Raw genomic sequence first — 18,176 nt, forward strand, 5'->3', positions numbered from 1 at the left:
CGTGGTCGTGGCGACCGGCCGGGTCCGGCGGCTGCTCAACGCCCCGCTGCGGGTGCTCGACACCTCAGGTGACCAGGCGATGTTCTACCTGCGCGCCATCGCGTGGGCACCGCGCACGCTGCGCCGCTACTCCAAGGAGGTGCTGCGGCTGCTGGCCGAGGTGACCTTCGGCAGCGGTGCGCTGGCGGTGCTCGGCGGCACGATCGGCGTGATGGTGGGCATGACGCTGTTCACCGGCACCGTCGTCGGGATGCAGGGCTACACCGCGCTCAACCAGCTCGGCACGGCCAGCTTCACGGGGTTCGTCTCGGCCTACTTCAACACCCGCGAGGTCGCGCCGCTGGTGGCGGGCCTGGCGCTGTCGGCGACCGTCGGCTGCGGGTTCACCGCGCAGCTGGGCGCGATGCGCATCTCCGAGGAGATCGACGCGCTGGAGGTCATGGCGGTGCGCAGCGTGCCGTTCCTGGTGACCACCCGCGTGCTGGCCGGGATCGGCGCGGTGATCCCGCTGTACGTGATCGGGCTGATGTCGTCCTACCTGGCGTCCAGGGTGATCACGGTCTACTTCTACGGCCAGTCGGCGGGCACCTACGACCACTACTTCCACCTGTTCCTGCCACCGGAGGACGTGCTGTTCTCCTTCGGCAAGGTGCTGCTGTTCAGCCTGATGATCATCCTGGTGCACTGCTACTACGGCTTCCGCGCCTCCGGCGGTCCCGCTGGGGTCGGCAGCGCGGTGGGCCGGGCCGTGCGCACCGCGATCATCGCGCTCAACGTGCTGGACTTCTTCCTCAGCCTCGCCATCTGGGGCGCCACCACGACCGTGCGGATCGCCGGATGAGGCCGGGCGGGCGGGTCGAGGTGGTGCGCCGCCGCGTGGTCGGGGCGGTGTTCATCAGCGTGATCGTGCTGTTCCTGGCCTCGACGGTCGCGGTGTACCAGAAGGCGTTCACGCCGGTGGTCAACGTGCTGCTGCGCACCGACCGCGTCGGCAACCAGCTGCAACCGCCCTCCGACGTCAAGGTGCGCGGCCTGGTGGTCGGCGAGGTGCGGGAGGTGCGCGCGACCGCGTCCGGCGCCGAGCTCGACCTCGCGCTGCACCCGGACAAGGTGCACCTCATCCCGGCCGAGGTCACCGCGCGACTGCTGCCCAAGACCCTCTTCGGCGAGCGCTACGTCAGCCTCGTCCCGCCACCCGAGCCCTCCCGCGAGTCGCTGCGCGACGACGACGTCATCGAGCAGGACCGCAGCGAGGCGTCGATCGAGTTGGAGAAGGTGCTCAGCGACCTGATGCCGGTGCTGCAGGCCGTCCGGCCGGACAAGCTCGCCACCACGCTCAACACCGTCTCGATGGCGCTGGACGGACGAGGTGAGCAGCTCGGCGAGACGCTGGTGGCCACCAACCGCTACCTGGAGCAGTTCAACCCGGCGCTGCCCGAGCTCAAGGGCAACATCCAGGCGCTCGCCGACGTGGCGCACCTCTACGCCGAGACCACCCCGGAGCTGACGCAGGCGCTGCGCGACCTGGCGGTCAACCACCGAACCGTCGCCGACAACCGCGCCGGCCTCGATCGCCTCTACCGCACGGTGACGACAGGGGCCGCGGACCTCGACGGATTCCTGCGGGCCAACAAGGAGAACATCATCGGCCTCAACGCGGCGAGCCGTGAGCACCTGCGGCTGCTGGCGCGCTACTCGCCCGAATACCCCTGCCTGTTCGACGATCTCGCCGATGCGGTGCCCCGCCTCGACCAGGTCGCGGGCAAGGGCACCGACACCCCGGGCGTGATCCGCCTGCGGGTGCAGATCAGCGACAGCGCCGACAAGTACCTGCCCGGCCACGACGAACCCAGCTGGCAGGACCGGCGCGGACCCCGCTGCTACGACCAGGTCCCGCTGCCCGCCGACCTGCCCGGCGGGGGGCCGCCGCGCGACGGCTCGACGCACCCGCCGCAGCGCGAGAAGCCCGCACCACCGGCCTCGACCAGCCCGAGCTCGTTCACCGGGACCGCGGGCTCGATGCAGCACTCGCCGGCCGAGCAGCGCCTCATCGCGGCCCTGCTGTCACCGGGGACCAGGCTGCGCCCCGACGAGGTCCCGTCGTGGAGCACCTTGCTGGTCGGGCCGCTGTACCGAGGAGCGGAGGTGCAGGTGCGATGAGGTCGATCACGCCGTCGTTGACCAAGCTCGTGGCGTTCATCGCGGTGACGCTGCTGGCCACCGGACTGCTCGGGGTCACCATCGCCAACACCAGCTTCGGCCCCACCACGGGGTATTCGGCCCGCTTCACCGACGTCACCGGGCTCAACGAGGGCGACGACGTGCGCATCGCCGGGGTCAAGGTCGGACAGGTCCGCTCGATCGAGATCGCCGAGAAGCGCCAGGCCCACGTGGAGTTCACGCTCTTCGGCGACCGCGCGCTGCCCGCCTCGACCACCGCGTCGATCAAGTACCGCAACCTCGTCGGCCAGCGCTACCTCGCCATCGAGAAGGGGACGGGTTCCGGAACGCTGCTGCCGGAGGACGCCACGATCCCGATCGAACGCACCCGGCCCGCGCTGAACCTCACGGTGCTGTTCAACGGGTTCAAACCGCTGCTGCAGGCGCTCTCGCCCGAGGACGTCAACAAGCTCTCGCACGCGATCATCCAGACCCTGCAAGGGGAGGGCGGCACCGTGCAGAGCCTGCTGGCGCACATCGGCTCGCTGACCCAGACCCTGGCCTCCCGGGACCAGGTGATCGGCGACGTCATCACCAACCTCAACGACGTCCTCGGCACCGTCAACAGCCGCAACGCCGAACTCGACGAGGTGCTGGTGCAGACCCAGCAGGTCGTCTCCGGCCTGGCCGCGGACCGGGAGCAGATCGGCTCGGCCGTCGAAGGGATCGGCCAGGTCAACGAGGCGACCGCCGGGCTGCTCGCCGAGGGCAGGCAACCGCTGCGCGAGAGCATCGCGCACCTGGGCGTGCTCTCGCACCACCTCGACAACCACCGGCCGCTCGTGGAGCGGTTCGCCGCGGGCCTGCCGAACAAGCTCAACACCATCAACCGCACCGCCAGCTACGGGTCGTGGTTCAACTACTTCCTGTGCCGCAGCTCCGGGCAGGTGCGCATCTCCAGCCTCGGCGTGGCCGTGCCGCTGCCCGCGACGTCCCCCGAGCAGATGCCTGAGAGGTGCCGATGATCGAGCGGCTCAAGCGGCGCGACCCGGCGGCCGCCGGGGTGGTGGGCCTGGTGCTGATCACCGCGATCTCGCTGCTGGCGTTCTACTTCGAGGACTTGCCGGTGGTCGGCGGCACCACCTACCGCGCGCAGTTCACCGAGGCGGCCGGGCTCAAGCCCGACGACGAGGTCCGCATCGCCGGGGTCAAAGCGGGCGAGGTGACCTCCATGTCCTTGCGCGGCAAGCACGTCGAGGTCGCCTTCCGCGTCGACGACGCCTGGGTGGGCGACCGCACCACCGCCTCCATCGAGATCAAGACCCTGCTCGGCCAGAAGTACCTGTCGCTGGACCCGCAGGGCGATCGCGAACAGGACTCCGCCGCAACGATTCCCGCCGACCGCACCCGCTCGCCCTACGACGTCACCGAGGCCTTCCAGGACCTCGGGCGCACCTCCGGCGAGGTCGACACCGCCGCGCTGGCGCAGAGCTTCCAGACCATGGCCGACACCTTCCGCGGCACCCCGGCGCACGTCGGCGAGGCGCTGCGCGGGCTCTCGGCGTTCTCCCAGGTCATCTCCAGCCGGGACCAGCAGCTCAAGCAGCTGCTGAGCAACACCTGGCAGGTCAGCCAGGTGCTCGGCGACCGCGACGAGGTCTTCGCCGAGCTGCTGGCCGACGGCAACCTGCTGATGGAGGAGATCCGCTTCCGGCGCGAAGCGATCAGCACGCTGCTGCGCAGCACCCGGCAGCTCTCCGAGCAGCTGCGCGGTCTCGTCGCCGACAACCACGCCCAGCTGCGACCAGCGCTGACCACGCTGGAACGGGTCACCGACGTGCTGCACCGCAACCAGGACAACCTCGACCGGGGCCTGCAGAACCTCGCGCCGTTCGCGCGGTACTTCAGCAACACGGTCGGCAACGGGCGCTGGTTCGACAGCTACGTCTGCGGTCAGGTCCCGCCGATGCTGCACGCCGGTCCGGTGACGTCCAACGAGGAAGGCTGCCGCCCGCCGATCGCGGGCGGTGCCGGGGGAGGACCGCGATGAGCAAGCGCGCTGTGGCCATCGTCCTCGCTGCGGCGATGCTGATCACCGGCGGTGCCTGGTGGGCCGTGTCGCTGGCCGCGCGCACCTCCGTGACCGCCCACTTCGGAGCCACCGTCGGGTTGTTCCCCGGCTCGGACGTGCGCGTGCTGGGCATGCGGGTCGGCTCGGTGACCGAGGTCGTCCCCGAGGGCACCAAGGTGCGGGTCGAGATGCGCATCGACGACGGCACACCGATCCCCGCCGACGCCAAGGCCGTCGCGGTCGCGCCGAGCCTGGTCAGCGACCGGTACGTGCAGTTCACACCCGTCTACGAGGGCGGACCGGAACTGGCCGACGGGGCCGTGATCCCGCGCGAGCGGACCGCGACGCCGCTGGAGCTCGACGAGATCAACCGCAACACCGACCGCACGATGCGGATGCTGGGACCGGACGGGGCGAACAAGGAGGGCGCGCTGTCGGACTTCCTCGACGTGCAGGCCGCCAACCTCGGCGGGCACGGCGCGGAGCTCAACGACATGCTGCAGCGGTTGAGCCAGGCGACGAGCACGCTGTCGGGCTCCAAGGAGGACATGTTCGCCACCGTCGACAACCTGCAGCTGTTCAACCGCACGCTCGCCGACAGCGACCAGCAGGTGCGCCGGTTCAACACCCAGCTGTCCGACACCGCCGCGTTCCTGGCGGCCGAACGCGGTGAACTCGGCGCTGCGCTGCGGGAACTCGGTCCCGCGCTGTCGGAGACCGCCGGGTTCATCCGCGACAACCGCGCCGTGCTGCGGACCAACGTGGACCACCTGCAGGCCGTGACGCAGGTGCTCGTCGACCAGAAAGCCGCGCTGGAGGAGGTCACCGACCTCGCACCGCTGGGGCTGTCGAACCTCGCCAACACCTACGACGCCTCCACCGGGTCCACCCGCACCCGCGGCAACATCAACGAGCTGACCCACCCGCCGATCGTCATCGTCTGCAAGCTGCTGCGGCAGTCGCCCCCGGACCGCCCGGTGCCGCCCGTGCTCGCCGACGCCTGCAACCGCATCGAACCGATCGTCACCGGCGCGGTCCCGCTGCCGTCCCCGGCCGAGGCGATCACCTCGCTGGAGCACGGACACGCACCCGACATCCCGCTCCCGCTGGTCGACGCCATGCGCGACACCGGCACGCCCCACCCGGGAGGTGGTCGCTGATGCGGATCGCGGTGGCGCTGCTGAGCTTCCTGCTGGTCGCCGGATGCGGCCAGCACGGGTTCACCGGCCTGTACAACGCGCCGCTGCCCGGCGGCGCCGACCTGGGCGACGACCCGTACCGGGTCACCGCGCAGCTCGCCGACGTGCTGGACCTGGTGCCGCAGGCCAGCGTGAAGGTCAACGACGTCGCCGTCGGACGGGTCTCCGGCATCCGGCTCGCCCCGGACGGCTGGACCGCCGAGGTCACCTTGGAGATCAACCGCGACGTGCGGCTGCCGGCCAGTGCCATCGCCCAGTTGCGCCAGTCCAGCCTGCTCGGTGAGAAGTACGTCCAGCTCGACGGTTCCGCGACGGACGGTCAAGCGCTGCTGTCCGACGGCGACCGCATCCCGCTGTCGCGCACGAACCGGCACCCGCAGGTCGAGGAGGTGCTGGGCGCGCTGTCGATGCTGCTCAACGGCGGCGGCATCGGCCAGCTCCAGCACATCAACCAGGAACTCGGCGCCGCCCTGTCCGGCAACGAGGCCGACATCCGCTCGCTGCACCGCAACCTCGAGGTCTTCACCCGGGAACTCGACGGCCAGCGCGACGAGATCACCCGCGCCATCGACGGGCTCAACCGGCTCGCCACCTCGCTGGTCGGGCAGAAGCACGACATCGCCTTCGCGCTGGACAACCTCGGGCCCGGGCTGAAGGTCATCAACGAGCAGCGGGGACAGCTGGTCACCATGCTCCAGCAGATGGACCGGCTCTCCGAGGTCGCCGTGGAGACCACCGAGCGCAGCGAGCAGGACACCCTGGAGAACCTGCGGTCGCTGAGCCCGATCCTGCGGAAGTTGGCGGAAGCGGGCGAGGACATCCCCAAGTCGCTGGAAATCCTGGTCACCTTCCCGTTCACCGACTACACGGTGAACGCGATCAAGGGCGACTACACCAACCTGGACCTGCAGCTGGACCTCGACCTGAGCACCATCGTCGACAACGTGCTGCAGGGACGCCCGCCGCCCACCGGCGGCATCGGGCCCGGCGAATTCCCGCTGCCGCTGCCGCTGCCGGGACCGGCGCCCGCGCCCGCGCCTGCCGTGCCGCCACCGCCGCGACCGGGCGGACCGTTCGACGCAGTGCTCGGAGGTGTCCGGTGATCTCGAAGCGGGTCAAGCTGCAGATCGGGGCGTTCGTGCTGATCGCCCTGGTCGGCATCACCTACGTCGGCGCCACCTACGCCGGGCTGGACCGGCTGGTGTCCTCCCGCGGGTACACCACCATCGCCCGGTTCCGCGACTCCGGCGGCATCTTCACCAACGCCGAGGTCACATACCGAGGACTGCCCATCGGCCGCGTCGGACCGCTGCGGCTGACGCCGGAGGGCGTCGACGTGTCGCTGGAGATCGAGGACAGCGCACCGAAGATCCCGGCCGACACCGACGCCGTGGTCACCAACCGATCGGCGGTGGGCGAGCAGTACGTCGACCTCCGCCCCCGATCCGACGGTGGTCCGCACCTCGGGGAAGGCTCGGTGATCACCAGCGACCGCACCTCGATCCCGGTGCCGCCGGAGGACCTGCTGGCCAACCTGGACCGCACGGTGCGCAGCATCCCGATCGGCTCGCTGCAGACCGTGGTCACCGAACTGGACCTGGCGTTCACCGGCCTCAACGGTCCGCTCGGCACGCTGCTGGACACCTCCCACGCCTACACCCGGCACGCCACCGACCACCTGCCGCAGACGCTGGACCTGATCTCCAGCGGCCGGCAGGTGCTGGAGACGCAGCGGGAGCAGGGCGCCGAGATCGCCTCCTTCAGCCGGGACCTCCACCTGTTCGCCGGGCAGCTGCGGGCCTCCGACCCCGACCTGCGCCGCGTCATCGTCGCGGCACCGGACGTCGCCGAGCAGATCAGCGGGCTGCTGCGGGAAACCGGACCGCAGCTCGGCGGGCTGTTCTCGAACCTGCTGACCACCGCCAACGTCTACCGCACCCGCCTCGACGGCGTGGAGCAGCTGCTGGTCACCTACCCGAGTCTCGCGCAGGGCACCAAGACCACCGTCCCCGGTGACGGGAGAGCCCGGTTCGGCCTGGTCCTCAACAGCTTCGACCCGTTCGTCTGCACCCGGGGCTACCAGAGCACCCACCAGCGAGCGGGCACCGACCTCGCCGAAGTCCCCGCCAACCTGCAAGCCCACTGCGCAGAACCCCCGGGCAGCCCCATCAACGTCAGGGGATCCCAGCACGAGTCACCCCGCTAGGAGCTTCAAGAAGGCGGCGGAGCCGCTGTTCCAGGTGTGGGACTCAGTCGGCACCGCCGCAGGTTCTGAGCGGTTTCGTGGCGAGTACGGCGGGACGCCGTGTATTGGCATACATCAGGAGCGGCGCACGGAGTCCACGGAACCGCTCAGGTTCTGCTACCCGCATCGCCACGCACAACAACCCCAAAGAGCTCCCTTCACCGGCACTCCACAAATGAGACTATTTCGGGCATAGTGCCTGCCGTGACTCGATCGTGGCCCTGTCCGTCCGCTCGGGTTCGGGAGTTGATCCGGCTCGGCGCTGAGACGGCGCTGAAACCGCCCGCGCGCTGGGCGGACGAGCTGCACGCCGCGGTGCTCGCCACCGACCGCACGCAGGCCATCGCGGCCGATCCGGTGCTGGCCGACGGGCTGCGGCAGACCAACGTCGACAACGTCGTGCACTGGGCCGCCGCCAACGTGCAGGACCCCGGTTGCCGCGTCCCGCCGCACCTCGGCAGGCAGGCGCTCGACACCGCGCGGGACCTGGTCCGCCGCGGGCTCGACGCCAACGCCCTCGACACCTACCGGGCCGGGCAGAACGTCGCCTGGCGGTACTGGATGGAGATCTGCTTCGCGCTGACCTCCGACCCCGACGAACTTCGGGAACTCCTCGACGTCACGGCGCTGTCGATCTCCACCTACGTCAACGACACCATCGCCTGCATCAGCGAGCGGATGCAGGCCGAGCTCGACACCCTCATCCGCGGCACCAACGCCGACCGCCGCGCCGCGGTCGCGCTCATCCTCGAAGGCTCCCCGATCAGCGCGCGCAGGGCCGAGCTCAAGCTCGGGTACGGCCTGACCGGGCCGCACACCGCCGCCGTCGTGTGGAGCACCGCCCACGTCGGCCTGGAGGAGCTGGAGAGCGCGGCCGAGGGGCTGGTGTGCTTGACCGGTGCGCGCCGCCGGCTGACGGTGGTGGCCACCGCGGGAACGCTGTGGGTCTGGCTGCCGGTGGCGACCAAGGTGGGCACCGAGGAGCTGTCCGAGCACCTCGGTGCCCACCCGCACGTGCGCGTGTCGATCGGTAGACCGGGGCGGGAGGTGGACGGCTTCCGCCGCAGCCACCTCGACGCCCTGACCGCGCAGCGGATGCTGGCCCGGCTCAGCTCCCGTCGTCAGGTGGCCCGCTACGAGGACGTCCAGCTGGTGGCCCTGATGACGGCCGATCCCGCCCACGCCGACGAGTTCGTCGCCGAAGCGCTCGGCGCGCTGCGCGACGCCGACCCGGAAGTGCGCCAGGTGGTGCGGACCTACATCCGCGAGCAGTGCAACGCCTCCCGCACCGCCGAGCGCCTCTACACCCACCGCAACACCGTGCTGCGGCGCCTGGCGCGCGCCGACGAGCTGCTGCCGCGCCCGCTGGCCGACGACGTGGTCGGAGTCGGCGCCGCGCTGGAAGTCCTGCGCTGGCGCGGCGCCGACGCCTGAGGTCAGCTCCCGACGTCGTAGGACGGGGGAGCGTCCTGCGGGGCGCTGCCCCAGGCGGGATCGGGCTGGTCGCTGAGGGTGAAGTCGAGCGCGCCTCCCGCTGCGACGAAGTCCTCGCCCACCCACGGCTTGGTGCTGTCGGTGCCGTTGACCTTCAGGTTCCGCACGTACTCGGTGTTCTCGGAGGCCTCCGGCGCGTTGACGGTGATGCTCGTGCCGTTGCCGCGGTCGATGGACACCGAGGAGAAGATCGGGCTGGCCAGCACCAGTTCCGACCTGCCCGGGACCTGCGGGTACATGCCGATCGAGGCCCACACCGACCACGACGACATCTGCCCGAGGTCGTCGTTGCCGACCTCACCGTCCGGTGTGGACTTGAACAGCGAGGTCAGCGCACGCCGCACGACGTCCTGGGTCTTGTCCGGCCGGCCCGCGTAGGCGTAGGCCCACGGCGTGTTCAGCGACGGCTCGTTGCCCAGGTAGGCGTAGGGCTTGTCGGGGCCGCCGTTGAGCTCGGTGAAGAACTCGTCCAACCGCGACACCACCTGCTCGTCGCCGCCCATCAGGTCGAACAGCGCCCGGTGGTTGAACGGCACCATCCAGGTGTACTGCGCGCCGTTTCCCTCGGTGTACTCCTCGGTCTGCACCGGATCGAACGACGGCCACGAACCGTCGGCGTTGCGCGGCTGGATGTAGGAGTTGGCGGGGTTGAACAGGTTCTTGAACTTCTGCGCCTGGGCCAGGGAGTGGTCGTGCACCTCGGTCTCACCGAGTCGCGCGGCGAACTGCGACACGGCGAAGTCGGCGCTGTTGTACTCCAGCGTCGTGGCCGCCGAACCCCACACGTCCTGCACGCCCGGCGGGATGTGGCCGAGCGAGTCGTACTCCTCGTGGCCGGGCCGCTCGTCGGTGTTGGTGGCGCCTTCGAGCATCTCCCGCAGCGCGGCCGCGGTGTCGAAATCCGTTGCGCCGAAGGCATGAGCGGTCGCCACCATGATCGGAAGCGGGTCGCCGACCATCACCCCGGTGCCGCCGTTGGCGACGGTCCAGCGGTCGAAGTAGCCGCCCTGCGCGGACTGGTTCACCGCCGACTGCGCGATGTCGGAGGCGACGTCCGGGGCGATCAGCGCCACCAGCGGCAGCTGCGAGCGGTAGACGTCCCACCCGGAGTAGTTGGCGTACTGGGCGTGCCCCTCGGCCGCGGTGTGCACCTGGCCGTCGAAACCCGCGTACTGGCCGTTGACGTCGCTGAGGACGTTCGGGTGCAGCAGCGAGTGGTAGAGCCCGGTGTAGAGCCGCCGCCGGTCCTCCTCGCTGCCGCCGCCCACGTCGATGCGCCCGAGCATGCCGTTCCACGCCGCGCGGGAGCCGTCGCGGACCTCCTCGAAACCGCGCCCGCGCTGCTCGGACTCGGCGTTGGTCCTGGCGTTGTCCGCGCTGACGAACGAGATCCCGACCCGGGCCACGACCTGCGGGGACTGCGCGGTGTCGAACTTGACGAACGCCTGGCCGCCGTTGATCTCGCGGGAGGTGAAGTCGCGGTCGAAGGTCGCGTGGAAGTACACGCGGTAGGTGTTGTCGGAACCGCAGAAGCCGCCGCTGTCGCTGTGGCCGCTGATGCTGTTCGACCCGACCTGCACCGAACCCTTCGCGTCGTTGAACGCCTTGGCCGCGTCCACCGCCAACGCCGCCTGCTGTCCCTGCGGGTAGGTGAACCGGGCGATGCCGGAGCGCGGAGTCGCCGAGAGCTCGGTCCGCAGCCCGTTGTCGAAGGTGACGTCGTAGGAACCGGGGGAGGCCGACTCGCTGTCGTGCGAGAAGGAGTAGTCGCTCACCGGCGAATCGCCGAGGACCGGCATGAACGGGACGTTGCCGAAGTCCCCGCACCCGGCCCCGGAGAGGTGGGTGAGGCTGAACCCGCGAATCCGGTTGTCGTCGTAGGAGTAGCCGCCGTGCTGGTAGGTCGCGGTGTCCGGGCTGAACTGCATCATCCCGAACGGCGCCACCGCGCCCGGGAAGGTGTTGCCCGCTCCGCCGCCGTGGCCGAAGTCCGGCCCGCCGGGCTTGGTTCCGACGAACGGGTTGACGTGCTGGGCCGGATCGTCGATCCGGTCTTGAGCCTCGGCGGCGGGGGCGAGGGCGAGCGCGGTGGCCGCGGCGACCGCGAGGGCCGCGAGCCGGTTGGGAACGTGGGAGCGTCGAACGGTCTTGACGTCGTGCTGGCGCGCAAGGAAGACCTCCCGATTGACAACGTTGTCTAGACCAGGATCTTCCCAACGTAGCGATCAGTCCGAGTCCGTGCAATATCGGGCGAAAATGACAATCGGACAAGCGAGGGTGAATCACGGGCTCGCGAATGACCGCCGCAGTCCCGTCCTCTGAGGAAGATCTGTGCGGGGATCGAGAGAAGAGCGTGACCGAGATTGAGTGCTGCTGTTCATTTCGGTTGAACGCGAAGGCCTCTTCGGATCAGTGATCAACCGCGAAAACCGTGCTGGTACTGTCCCGGCCAAGCGCGGATGATCACGGGACCGGGAGTGCGGCGCGCCCGCTCGCATCGGTGACATCGCCCAATGTCGGGGAATCCCAGCGGAGCTCGTGCTTCGCGCAATTCGCGCCGAGGCTGCCGGGGGGCCGGGGCCTGTCTCGTGGAGAGCACAACCGAAGGAGCGCGGTCGACGTGAAGTTAACCAGGGACAGAACGCGCGAGCCGGACAGGACGAGTCTCCGGCGGCGGATCAGGAACATTCTGATCGCCATCGTCGCGCTGTTCTTCGTGGTCGTGCTCGCCGGTTTCGCGCCCGCGTTCGTCGACGCCCTCATCGTCCGCGCGGTCGCCGTCACCGTGCAGGACACCTCGATCCCGGCGGTGCGGACCTTCGCCGCCGTGCAGTCCGAACGCCAGCTGGTCGCCCGCGCCTTCGACGGGGATTCCACCCCCGACACCCTCGGTCGGCGCTACGCCGCCACCGACCAGGCCATCGCCGAACTCTCCGGCAAGCTCACCGAACTGTCCGGGAACTCCGCGACACCGCCGGACCTCAAGGTCAAGATCGACGACGTCAACACGCTGATCGGGCGGCTGCCGAAGTCCCGTCCCGACTTCCCGCTGGACCCGACCCGCAAGCGCGAAACCCTCCAGCGCTACAACGAGGTCCTCGACGCCGGTGCCGACCTCTTCGACGGGCAGGCCCGCGCCGTCGAGGACGCCAAGGCCGGGCAGGCGGGCATCACCGCCACCGAGTTCTTCCGCGCCGGTGACCAGATGGCGCAGACCGCGCTGCTGGCGTCGCGGGGCGTGGTCACCCGGCTGCATCCCGACGAGCAGGTCAACTTCGCGGTCCTGGTCGGCTCCTACCACGACGAGCTCGAAGAGCAGGCCCCCAACGCCTCACCGCTGGTCAAGCAGCGCTACGAGGAGCTCACCCGCTCCCAGGCCTGGCAGCAGCTGCAGGCCATCGAGCAGCAGCTGATCGCCCACGGCCAGGTGCAGGGCGTGACGATCCAGCAGTGGCACCAGATCACCGACCAGGTCGGCGGGCAGCTCACCGAGATCGCCGTCGAGCAGGCCCGCTACGGCGCCGAACTCGGCCTGAACAACGGTAGCGCCGCGCTGCTGCGCACCGCCCTGTTCGCCGGCCTGGTGCTCGTCGCCACCGCCGGTGCCGCCCTGCTCATGTGGTGGTTCGCCGGACGCCACCTGGTCGCCCTGGTGCCGCAGCGACTGGTCGAACTGCGCGACGCCGTGCGCAAGATCGCCGACGAGGACGTCCCCGAGCTGTTCCGCAGGGTGGAGCGCGGCGAAGACGTCGACGCCTCCGCGTCGCTGCGCTCGCTGGACTTCGGCAAGGACGAGATCGGCGAGGTGGCGGACGCTTTCGCCGGTGCGTACCAGGTCGCCGTGCAGGAGCGCATCAAGCAGAAGCGGACCAGCGACGCGTTCACCCGCGTCGTGGTCGGCATGGCCGCGCGAGTCCAGCAGATCGTGCAGAGCGCCATGCAGATCGTCGACACCGAGGAGCGCGAAGCCGGTGAGGCCGCGCCGCGGTACCGCGCGCTGCTGGTCCTCGACAGCCTCCTGCTGCGGGCCCGTCGGCTGGCGGAGAACCTGCGGCTGCTGTCCGGCAACCGGCTCGCCCGCTACCACCGCGGCCCGACGCCGATGGAGGTCATCCTCGAATCCGCGCGAGCCGAGATCGAGCACTACGGCCGCATCCACACCCGCAAGCCGGGAGCGGTGGCCGTCGACGGCCAGGCCGCGCCGTACCTGATCCGCGCGCTCGCCGAGCTGATGGACAACGCCGCCAACTACAGCTCCCCGCAGGGCAAGGCCCGGGTCTGGACCGAGGAGCGCAGCGGGTCGCTGGTGGTCATCATCGAGGACCGCGGCCTGGGCATGCCTGCCGAGAAGCTCGGCGAGGCCAACACGATCCTGGGCACCGAGGCCGACTTCGCGCTCGGCGGCGTGCAGCGCCACATGCAGCTCGGCCTGCCGGTGGTCTCCCGGATCACCCAGCAGTGGAACATCGAGGTGACTCTGGCCGCGGGCGAGTCCGGCGGCATCCGCGCCGAGGTGTCCATCCCGTCCGACCTGCTGCGCGAGGCCGAGATCGAAAGGGCGGCCCCGGTGGGCGGTTCCAGCGCGCGCGGCACGCTCAGCGGCGCGACCGCGCTGCTGGCCGACCCGGTCGAGACCAGCGCCCGGACGCGACCGGAACCGCCGAGGCCGCGTGCCGAGCCGGTCGAGCAGGAGCCGCTGGAGACCTCGTCGGTGGGCCTGCCGGTGCGGCGCAGGGGAGCCTCGGCGGTCGGCCGGGCCCTCGACGAGGAGAAGAAGGCCCAGGCCGGTTCCGCCAACGACAACACCGGAACCCGGCGCAGCGCGGGCGGTGGCGGGGCCATGGGCTTCGTGTCCGGACGTCAGAACCACAGCAGCGACACAGGTGAGGGGTGAACACAATGAGCGATGGCCGGGATGACTTGAGCTGGGTGCTGACCGACTTCGCACAGCGCGTCGCGGACGTGGACTGCGTCGTGCTGTGGTCGTCGGACGGATTCCCCCGCGGGGCCTCCGAAGGGGTGTCCGAGGAGCAGGCGGAAGACCTCGCCGCGATGTCGGCGTCGGCGTTCAGCTCGTCGAAGCGGGTCAGCGTCATCGGTGGGGGCGGTGATCTGAGCAAGACTGTCATCGAGGGCGCGAACCGGTTCGTGATCCTCGCCCTGGCCGCCGAGCGCACCGGGATCACGGTGGTCGTCGACACCGCCGCCGACCCGCTGATCGTCAACGTCGAGCTGGACCGGTTGCTCGCGCAGGTCGGCGAGCACCTGGTGACCGAGGGCCGCGGTGGCGCCGCGGGCCCGCTGACCGGGACGAGGCCGTAACCCATGTCCGATCAGCAGAACGTCCACGCAGAGGACCCCGTCGCGGGTGTCCGGCCCTTCGTCGTGGCCGGTGCCCCGGAGAAGTCCGACCTGGACCTGGACCTGGCGACCCAGGTGGTCGCCAAGCCCGGTGGCGAGGGGCACCGAGACCTGTCGATGAGCGACAGCGCCGCGCTGGAGCTGGCGAGGAACCCGGTCGCGATAGCGGAGGTGGCGGGGAGCCTGGGCACCCCGGTGCTGACCGCCCGCGCCCTGGTGGGTGCGCTGCTCCGCCGGGGAGTGCTCACCCTCGACGGTGAGAGCAACCCGGAAGAAACCGTTTCCGATGCAACACTGGAATACCTACAGGGGGTTCTGGACAGTGTTAAACAGCTTTGAGCGGCCGCCGGTCAAGCTCGTCATCGCCGGTGGATACGGTTGCGGCAAGACGACACTGATCAAGAGCGTGGCGGACCCGGACCGGTACGTGCGGCTCACCGACGAGCCGATCACCGACGCCAGCGCCTCGGTGGACGCGCTCACGGGTGTTCCGGAGAAGACGACCACCACGGTCAGCATCGACTTCGGCCGCATCAACCTCAGCAACGGCACGCCGCTGTTCCTGTTCGGAATGCCCGGTCAGTCCCGCTTCTGGTCGGTGTGGGACGACCACACCCACGGTGCGTTCGGCGCCGTGGTCGTGGCCGACACCCGTCGGCTGGACGACTGCTTCTCCAGCCTGGACTTCTACGAGGACCGCAACATCCCCTACGTGGTCGCGGTCAACGAGTTCGACGGCACGAAGCGCTACCAGCCCGAGGACATCGCCAACGCGCTGCAGATCGACACCGCCAAGGTCCCGGTGATCAACTTCGACGCCCGCAGGCGCGCCGACGTCAAGGACGTCCTGGCCCGCCTGCTGGAGCACGTCATGAAGCAGATGGCCAGTCAGCAGACCGTCGGCGCAGGTCAGTGAGCCCGTTGTTCCGACGAGCGGGAGTCGCCGGGCGGTCCGCGCCCCGGCGGCGCTCCCGCTTGAGCCCCCGGACGTAGCCGCCGACGTCGACGTTGAGGGCGACCTCCGGGCGCTGCGCGCCGTAGCGCCCGGAGGTCCGGTCGAGGTGGTCGCGCACTTCCGCGGCCATCTCGTCGCGTCCGGGGAGCCTGGCCTCGCCGGTGATGAGGTCGCCGATCCACTCCGCTTGCAGTTCGGCGAGCCGGGTCAGCGAGCCCACCGGGCGCAGAAATCCCGTGAGGTAGAGCCCCTCGTGGCCCAGCGGCACGATCCGCTGGAACAGCGAGAGCCGGCCGTCGCCGTCGAAGACGACGTCGTCGGGGAGCGGCAGTGACATGTCGTAGCCGGTGCAGAGGACGACGGCGTCGGCGTCTTCGGTGCTGCCGTCGTTGAACACGACCTGCTCGGTCGTGAGCTCCTGAATGCCGGGTTTGACGGCGATCTCGCCGTGCGAGAGCCGGCTGAGCAGTTCGTCGGAGATGGTGATCGGCGCGTCCATCACCCGGTGGTCGGGCTCCGGCAGGCCGTAGTCGGCGATGTGCCCGCGCGAGAGGTACAGCAGCACCTCGATGAGCCTGCGCTGCACCCGGAACGGCAGGAACGACCACCAGCGGCTGGCGGCGATCTCGTCGATCGGCAGCCCCATCAGGGTTTTCGGCACCACGTGCGCGCCCCGGCGGACCGACAGCACCGTGCGGGCCGCGACGCGGGAGAGCTCGACGGCGATGTCGCAGGCCGAGTTCCCGAACCCCACGACCGTGACCTTCTTGCCGCGGAACGGTTCCGGGTCGGTGTAGTCGGCGGAGTGCAGTTGCCTGCCCCGGAACACCTCCGAACCGGTGATCGCCGGATCGGGAAGCCGTGGCGCGGAGTGATAACCCGAGGCCATCACGACCTCGCGGAAGTGCCGCGTCCGCGTGCTCCCCCCGCTGCGGCTGGTGACCAGCCATCCGCCGCCGGGAGCCGGTTCCACCTGGTGGACGTGGGTGCCGAACTCGATGCGACCGGTCAGGTCGTGCTCGTCGGCGAAGCGCTCCAGGTAGGAGGCGACCTGGTCGTGGCGCGGGTAGCGCGGGAAGTCCTCGGGCACGGGGAATCCGGTGAACCCGGTGACCTTGCTGGAGGTGTTGAGGTGCAGGGACCCGTAAGCCGGGTGAGAGCTCGGCGAACCGGCGGGGTCGAAGTTCCACACCCCGCCCACGGCGCCATCGCGTTCCAGGCCGACGAAGTCGATTCCGCGGCGATGGAGCGAACGCATCATCGCCAATCCGGAAATGCCGGCGCCGATCACGCACACATCACGGGTGTCAACCTGGGGAGATGTCTTCTTTTCACGACCGTCCACAGTGCCCATCGAACCCTCTCCGCGCGGAGACCATTCCCAATTCGTCGTCTGGATGAGATCGTGTTGATGTTGCTGACAGGCGCCATGCCGCGATCAAGAGTAACCGCGATGCGGAAGGTCGGGGTAGTGCCAAGTACACGAGCGGGATCGTCGTCCGTTCGCCGGTGGGGAGTCTTTCCCACGCACGGCGTGTCATTCACACAGTTCCTGACCAGCCAGTACCGAACCGTTGCCGAACAACTCGGGTTCTCGGCCTCCGATGTGGAGACCCTCGTCACAGAACTCAGCGTTGCGTTGAGCCCCTGGGGCGATCACCCGATCGGCTCTTGTCCGGAGGTTCCCTCTTTTGTTTCGGCGGACGGTTTTCCGGCCGAGATGTCCATCAGCTGGCGAGGCCGGCAGCCCGAGCTCCGGATCCTCTTCGAATCCCTCGGGGAGGACGCGACACCTGCGGGTTGTCAGCGCGCCGGACGCGCGCTCACCGAGCGGCTGGCCGATCGGCCGGACGTCGACCTCACCCGCTACCACCGTGTGGAAGACCTGTTCGTCAGCGACGATCCGCGAGTGAACCGTCCCACCATCTGGCATTCGCTGGCCTGGCGCCCGGGCGAAACCACGCGGTACAAGGCGTACTTCAACCCGCAGGCCGAGAGCGCGGATCCGGTCGACGTCCTGGCCAGGACCACGGAGGCGATGGGACGACTCGGATTGGAGAGACCGTGGGGTTCCGTCCGAATGTGGATGCCGGAAATGATGGACCGGGGAAATGAGATCGAATTCGCCGCTCTCGATTTGACCAATTCGGATCGGGCGCGGGTGAAGGTCTATTTCCGGGTCACCAGTCGCGCGTGGGAAGACCTGGATTCGGTGGCCTCTCTCGCGGCCGGGCACGATTCCGAGCGGGCGGCCCGGGTGTGGCGGTCGCTGTATCACGGTCAGGACAAGGCCGAGGGCGAGGAACCGATGGTCTGCCTCGCTTTTCGCCGCGGCTCGGCGCAACCGGAGGAAGCCAACCTCTACCTCCGATTACCGGGGAACGCGCTGTCCGATGAGGACGCCGCGCACCGCACCGCCGTCCTCATGAGACAGGAAGGCCTCGACCCGGAGCCCTACCTGTCGATGATCGGCTCTCTCGCGCCCCGGCACCCGTCGACGATGACCGGCCTCCAGGACCTCCTGGCGTTCCGCACGACGTCCCCGGACGAGGCCGCCGACATCGGCATGTACCTGCGCTTCTCCGTCTACGACCGGCCCGTCGAATTCTGATCCCGACGAGGAGTGGTGGCGCTTCCTCCGGGAACCGCCACCACCTCCCGGGGACTCCCGTTCACGGGTGTGAGCCCGTA

15 protein-coding genes and 1 pseudogene are annotated in these 18,176 nt (G+C 69.8%); 14 read left to right on the plus strand and 2 right to left on the minus strand.

Annotated elements, in window-relative coordinates; genetic code table 11:
• Position 1: 1 nt before the first annotated feature.
• From E1202_RS13525 to E1202_RS13560, 8 genes are all read left to right on the plus strand, one after another.
• Positions 2-841 carry an MlaE family ABC transporter permease gene (locus E1202_RS13525; RefSeq protein ID WP_235878272.1) on the plus strand — a complete coding sequence of 280 codons (840 nt, stop codon included), beginning with the start codon at positions 2-4 and terminating at the stop codon, positions 839-841.
• Positions 838-2,160 carry an MCE family protein gene (locus tag E1202_RS13530; protein WP_132683400.1) on the plus strand — a complete coding sequence of 441 codons (1,323 nt, stop codon included), beginning with the start codon at positions 838-840 and terminating at the stop codon, positions 2,158-2,160. Before E1202_RS13525 ends, E1202_RS13530 begins: the two co-directional genes overlap by 4 nt.
• On the plus strand, positions 2,157-3,185 hold the full coding sequence (locus E1202_RS13535; RefSeq protein ID WP_132683401.1) for an MCE family protein: 1,029 nt from the start codon (positions 2,157-2,159) through the stop codon (positions 3,183-3,185). Before E1202_RS13530 ends, E1202_RS13535 begins: the two co-directional genes overlap by 4 nt.
• Positions 3,185-4,210 carry an MCE family protein gene (locus tag E1202_RS13540; RefSeq protein WP_408006395.1) on the plus strand — a complete coding sequence of 342 codons (1,026 nt, stop codon included), beginning with the start codon at positions 3,185-3,187 and terminating at the stop codon, positions 4,208-4,210. Before E1202_RS13535 ends, E1202_RS13540 begins: the two co-directional genes overlap by 1 nt.
• Positions 4,207-5,391 (plus strand): MCE family protein, encoded by a 1,185-nt coding sequence (locus E1202_RS13545; RefSeq protein ID WP_132683403.1) that lies wholly within the window; start codon positions 4,207-4,209, stop codon positions 5,389-5,391. Before E1202_RS13540 ends, E1202_RS13545 begins: the two co-directional genes overlap by 4 nt.
• Complete coding sequence (locus E1202_RS13550; RefSeq protein ID WP_132683404.1) at positions 5,391-6,533, plus strand: MCE family protein; 1,143 nt, start codon at positions 5,391-5,393, stop codon at positions 6,531-6,533. Before E1202_RS13545 ends, E1202_RS13550 begins: the two co-directional genes overlap by 1 nt.
• On the plus strand, positions 6,530-7,636 hold the full coding sequence (locus E1202_RS13555) for an MlaD family protein (RefSeq protein ID WP_132683405.1): 1,107 nt from the start codon (positions 6,530-6,532) through the stop codon (positions 7,634-7,636). Before E1202_RS13550 ends, E1202_RS13555 begins: the two co-directional genes overlap by 4 nt.
• A 285-nt stretch (positions 7,637-7,921) precedes the next feature.
• Complete coding sequence (locus E1202_RS13560) at positions 7,922-9,109, plus strand: PucR family transcriptional regulator (RefSeq protein WP_235878274.1); 1,188 nt, start codon at positions 7,922-7,924, stop codon at positions 9,107-9,109.
• A 2-nt stretch (positions 9,110-9,111) separates the two neighbouring features.
• Here E1202_RS13560 and E1202_RS13565 read toward each other — a convergent pair.
• Positions 9,112-11,238: pseudogene (locus E1202_RS13565) on the minus strand (GH92 family glycosyl hydrolase); the annotation flags it as partial.
• Between E1202_RS13565 and E1202_RS13570 the strand changes: the two are divergent.
• From E1202_RS13570 to E1202_RS13590, 5 genes are all read left to right on the plus strand, one after another.
• Complete coding sequence (locus E1202_RS13570) at positions 11,149-11,370, plus strand: hypothetical protein (RefSeq protein WP_132683407.1); 222 nt, start codon at positions 11,149-11,151, stop codon at positions 11,368-11,370. The pseudogene E1202_RS13565 and the gene E1202_RS13570 overlap by 90 nt on opposite strands.
• Positions 11,371-11,789: 419 nt before the next feature.
• On the plus strand, positions 11,790-14,063 hold the full coding sequence (locus E1202_RS13575) for a sensor histidine kinase (RefSeq protein ID WP_165943852.1): 2,274 nt from the start codon (positions 11,790-11,792) through the stop codon (positions 14,061-14,063).
• Between the two features lie 5 nt (positions 14,064-14,068).
• Positions 14,069-14,491: a roadblock/LC7 domain-containing protein gene (locus tag E1202_RS13580; RefSeq protein ID WP_132683409.1), complete on the plus strand. Its 423-nt coding sequence runs from the start codon at positions 14,069-14,071 to the stop codon at positions 14,489-14,491.
• Between the two features lie 3 nt (positions 14,492-14,494).
• Positions 14,495-14,869: a DUF742 domain-containing protein gene (locus tag E1202_RS13585; protein WP_132683410.1), complete on the plus strand. Its 375-nt coding sequence runs from the start codon at positions 14,495-14,497 to the stop codon at positions 14,867-14,869.
• Positions 14,853-15,446: a GTP-binding protein gene (locus tag E1202_RS13590; protein WP_235878276.1), complete on the plus strand. Its 594-nt coding sequence runs from the start codon at positions 14,853-14,855 to the stop codon at positions 15,444-15,446. Before E1202_RS13585 ends, E1202_RS13590 begins: the two co-directional genes overlap by 17 nt.
• On the opposite strand, the gene E1202_RS13595 is transcribed toward E1202_RS13590, so the two are convergent.
• Entirely contained in the window at positions 15,400-16,743 is a 1,344-nt protein-coding gene (locus E1202_RS13595) for a flavin-containing monooxygenase (protein ID WP_235878278.1), read from the minus strand. The two genes, E1202_RS13590 and E1202_RS13595, sit on opposite strands and share 47 nt — an antisense overlap.
• Here E1202_RS13595 and E1202_RS13600 point away from each other — a divergent pair.
• Positions 16,729-18,096, plus strand: coding sequence for a tryptophan dimethylallyltransferase family protein (locus tag E1202_RS13600; RefSeq protein ID WP_235878280.1), 1,368 nt, complete (start codon positions 16,729-16,731; stop codon positions 18,094-18,096). The two genes, E1202_RS13595 and E1202_RS13600, sit on opposite strands and share 15 nt — an antisense overlap.
• Positions 18,097-18,176: the final 80 nt, after the last annotated feature.

Source organism: Saccharopolyspora karakumensis (genome assembly GCF_004349225.1).
Lineage (GTDB): Bacteria > Actinomycetota > Actinomycetes > Mycobacteriales > Pseudonocardiaceae > Saccharopolyspora > Saccharopolyspora endophytica.

Bases quoted from the DNA above. Each gene is read 5' to 3' on its own strand.
- E1202_RS13585 (WP_132683410.1), top strand. From the start codon at position 14,495: ATGTCCGATCAGCAGAACGTCCACGCAGAGGACCCCGTCGCGGGTGTC.
- E1202_RS13530 (WP_132683400.1), top strand. From the start codon at position 838: ATGAGGCCGGGCGGGCGGGTCGAGGTGGTGCGCCGCCGCGTGGTCGGG.
- E1202_RS13550 (WP_132683404.1), top strand. From the start codon at position 5,391: ATGCGGATCGCGGTGGCGCTGCTGAGCTTCCTGCTGGTCGCCGGATGC.
- E1202_RS13595 (WP_235878278.1), bottom strand. From the start codon at position 16,743: ATGCGTTCGCTCCATCGCCGCGGAATCGACTTCGTCGGCCTGGAACGC.
- E1202_RS13535 (WP_132683401.1), top strand. From the start codon at position 2,157: ATGAGGTCGATCACGCCGTCGTTGACCAAGCTCGTGGCGTTCATCGCG.
- E1202_RS13545 (WP_132683403.1), top strand. From the start codon at position 4,207: ATGAGCAAGCGCGCTGTGGCCATCGTCCTCGCTGCGGCGATGCTGATC.
- E1202_RS13580 (WP_132683409.1), top strand. From the start codon at position 14,069: ATGAGCGATGGCCGGGATGACTTGAGCTGGGTGCTGACCGACTTCGCA.
- E1202_RS13600 (WP_235878280.1), top strand. From the start codon at position 16,729: ATGGAGCGAACGCATCATCGCCAATCCGGAAATGCCGGCGCCGATCAC.